We start from the raw sequence: 3,416 nt of genomic DNA, 5'->3' as shown, positions 1-3,416 counted from the left end.
CCCCGTCACCCTTGGCTCCATGCTCCCCATCAGACATGAACCGTTTCCACTGGAATCGCGATTGAGCCGACGATCACCGCGCCAACCGGGACTTCGTTATCCTCACGTTGCGCACGTTCAGCCAGCGCCAGTGCCTGGCGCATCCAATATTCGTCGATGGAATGGTGTGCTGCCTGCGTCATGGAGCGAAAGGACCGAGCGTCGCAGCGGGGCAATTTAGAGTCAGGGATTGATGGTAGTGGATGCCAGTTGCTTCGCATAGGCGCTGGGCGTCAATCCGCATCCATGCCGCCGTACTTTGTGCGCCAAGCGCAGAAGCTGGCCGGGCTGAAGCCATGTTGCCGGGCCAGCTCCGACTTGGGAATTGGAGTCCAGATCGCGGCGCTACTCAAACCCCAGCGGGTTGCGGAAAACCAATCAGGCCAGCCTCCCCGAGCCAGCGGATTGTCAGCTCGTTTGCGGCCAGCGCGTCGGGCCGAACTTGCGCAGCCATGCGATTGCTCCAGATCACATACTCAGTCACGCCATCGGGTTCGCCGAAAATCTCATACACCTTCGGCATGATGGGTACATGGTCACCGAACCAGCACAAGCTGGCGGGATGTGGACACCCTTCCAGGGTTTGACGCAATGCTCCGATCATTCGGTCTGCATTGCGTAGGTGGCGTAGGTAGATAGTGAGGTCGTCGCAGTCGTCCGGCGGTGGCGTGTGGTAGAACGCGTCCACGTTCTCGGGATTTACCTTTTCCAGATGCAGCGGACCGTGGTTTTCCATGGTAATGGCAAAAATGAACACAGGCCCCGTTGCTTCACCCAGAACGGCCGCTATTTTTTCAGCTACCGCCGCATCCCCAATGTACGGACCAAAACGCCCTGCCTTGTCAAAGGCGCGGATGTCAAGAAACTCGTCGAATCCAATCCTCGGATAAACACGATCGCGCTGATAGAAGCTCGCCGGGTAAGGGTGGATGCAAATCGTGCGATACCCAAAACGCTTGAGCCACAAAGCCAGCGAAGACACATTCGAGCCCGCAGCAATGGCGCGATGGGGATTGAAACGATGCACGCCCAGCTTGTCCTCGCCAATCCCGGTGAGAAATGCAAATTCTGTTCGTACCGTATTCGCACCCCATGCCGGCACATCAAGCCTGCCATGTGCCAGCGCATCGCCTTTAAGCCGGTCGAACTCGGCTAGCACCTCCGCACGAATACCGGCAAACCAGGGCCGCGGATCGAAAAACGATTCGCTTTGCACGGCCACAAGATGTGGCAAGCCGCCATCGGGCATTTCCGGCGCTAGAAAATCGAAGGGGGAGGCTGCCGTCAGGGGCACTCGTTCTTCCTCGCCATAGCGCCAAAGACAGGCCGCAAAGCCGAGTGAGCCGATATCGCGCTCAGGTTGGAAAGTCACCGCAAGGCGTCTCGTGCGCCTCGTCAGAATGAGCCCGATGCCGGCCAACCCCATCAAGGCGATCCCGCCCAACTGACTGGCCATGCGCCAGCGCTCGGCGGGGACTGCTTCTCCCCACAGCCCGATCGCCACGGCCAACACAAAGCCAGCTGCCGCGCCCAAAAACTTCCACCATCCCAAAAATGGGATGTACAGGCGCGGGTGCCGGATCGCATCGGTGAAATACTCGAAATCCTGAAAGACGAACGGCTCACGCAATGCATGCACCTTGGCGTTGTTGACCAGCACCAGCATCAACCAAAAGGCCGACACCGCGGCGGCGGCAAACCACGGGCGCCCCAACAGTAAGGTCAACAAGGCATGCGCCAGCAACCACAGGCCGCCATGCAGGGCCCAGGCCGACCAAGGCCGCGCAAGCGGCGGTCGCGGCTGCATCAGGCACTCAATGGCAACCGACAGCCCAAGGCCCGTCAGTGCGGCGGCCACCACAGTCAAGAAGGCACCTTCAACCGCCATAGCCCAACCAACGCACAATTCGACTGGAAAGCCCCGCGGGCAGCACGGCCAACCACCATGTTCCGAACGACAACCAGAACGGAAAGGCGATGCGCGCACGGTTGCGCATCAGGCCACGCCGAATGATCCGCGCCGCTCGTTCAGGCGTCATCAGAAAGGGCTTCGGGCCTGGCATGGCGTGGCACATGGGCGAGGCCACATAGCCGGGCATGATCACACTCACCCGCACCCCCTCGGGCGCCAGCCAGCCGCGCAACGCTTCGCCGTAGGCCTTGATCGCGGCCTTACTGGCACAGTAGCTCGGCGTCACCGGCAGGCCAAACCACGCGGCCAACGAGCTCACCAAGGCAATCTGCCCTTCGCTGCGCGCCCGCATGCTGGGGAGCACCGCGTCTACCAGTGCCAAGACCGCACGCACATTAGTTTCGAGGAGTGCTTCCACCTCTTCCCAGCGCTCCCCTGCCCCGTCCGGCCCGATGTCGATGTTCATGCCAGCGTTGGCGATGACTAAATCGAGTGGAGCCTCTGCCTGTAGCTGTGCCACCCAGCCACGCAAATCGGCGAGGTCACGTACATCGAAGGTAGCGAGCACAACACGCGCACCACGTTCGCGACACGCACGGGCAACGGTTTCGAGCCTGGGCAGATCTCGCCCGTGCAAGAACAGCGTCACTCCAGGGCCCGCGTATTCTTGCGCCAAGGCGCCGCCAATGGCCCCGCTCGCGCCAGTGATGAGGATGCGCAAGGGCAGGTTCACAGCAGTACCTCCAAGGGCGAGCGCTCTGCCGTCAACACCTTGGCACTGTTTTCTACTGCAAGACTGATCCCCTGGCGGCAATAGAACCCACCATTAATCTGCGTGGCGGTCATAACGACCCGTCGAAAGCGTGCGAAAAGTTCCTGCTCCGGCGGGGTTGCATCTAACCAGAACGCGTCCAGCGGCGCTTGGTAGGTCAACCCCGGAAGGTTGTAAATCGGATCGGAGAGCGTCACGACTGGCACGCCTGCTTCTAATGCCAATAGCCCTGACGTGCTGTTGACCGTGACAACTCCTTGGGCGTGCTGCAGCAGGCTCACCAAATCGCCCCCCTCCAGATAAACCGTCCGTCCCAAAAGATCAAAGCGCCTTTCGCTCTCGCGGATGATCTTGCCGTAATCCATCAAGCCCGTATCGAGGGGATGGTTCTTCACCACAAGTATTGCGTCTCGCGGCGCATTCCGGGCAAAAGACTCCAGCACGTATTCGATCACCTCACCCATGTGCGTAAAACGCGAATGGTCGCGAATCTGCGCATCGCTGTTCAACTGCAATGGCAACACGTAATAACGGGCGCCGGAGGCGATCAACGCGTTTGTCCGCGCGTTCTCACGCGCGCGAATCAACCTAAGCCGGGAAAACCGCCGAACGTAGCCTGCGTATTGGCTCAATCGCGATTCCAGTGGAAACGGTTCATGTCTGATGGGGAGCATGGAGCCAAGGGTGACGGGG

At 60.4% G+C, this 3,416-nt stretch carries 3 protein-coding genes and 2 pseudogenes; all 5 read right to left on the bottom strand.

Translation table 11 applies throughout. The annotated features are described in order from the left end of the window. Positions 1-68 precede the first annotated feature (68 nt). A pseudogene (locus tag BUA29_RS12150) lies at positions 69-182 on the bottom strand (tRNA adenosine(34) deaminase TadA); the annotation flags it as partial. Between the two features lie 96 nt (positions 183-278). Next, positions 279-392 (bottom strand): annotated as a pseudogene (locus BUA29_RS12145) (transposase); the annotation flags it as partial. Further along, positions 389-1,900, bottom strand: coding sequence for an LTA synthase family protein (locus BUA29_RS11750; protein ID WP_245770553.1), 1,512 nt, complete (start codon positions 1,898-1,900; stop codon positions 389-391). The pseudogene BUA29_RS12145 and the gene BUA29_RS11750, both read right to left, overlap by 4 nt. Positions 1,901-1,916: 16 nt before the next feature. After that, positions 1,917-2,684 (bottom strand): SDR family NAD(P)-dependent oxidoreductase, encoded by a 768-nt coding sequence (locus BUA29_RS11745; RefSeq protein WP_072756697.1) that lies wholly within the window; start codon positions 2,682-2,684, stop codon positions 1,917-1,919. Next, positions 2,681-3,416, bottom strand: a 736-nt coding sequence (locus BUA29_RS11740) for a capsular polysaccharide export protein, LipB/KpsS family (RefSeq protein WP_342741580.1), incomplete at its 5' end; no start/stop codon positions are given. The genes BUA29_RS11745 and BUA29_RS11740, both read right to left, overlap by 4 nt.

The organism is Thermomonas hydrothermalis (assembly GCF_900129205.1).
Taxonomy (GTDB): domain Bacteria; phylum Pseudomonadota; class Gammaproteobacteria; order Xanthomonadales; family Xanthomonadaceae; genus Thermomonas; species Thermomonas hydrothermalis.
The sequence above is the reverse complement of the archived record's forward strand: the minus strand, read 5'-3'. Positions and strand labels throughout refer to the sequence as shown.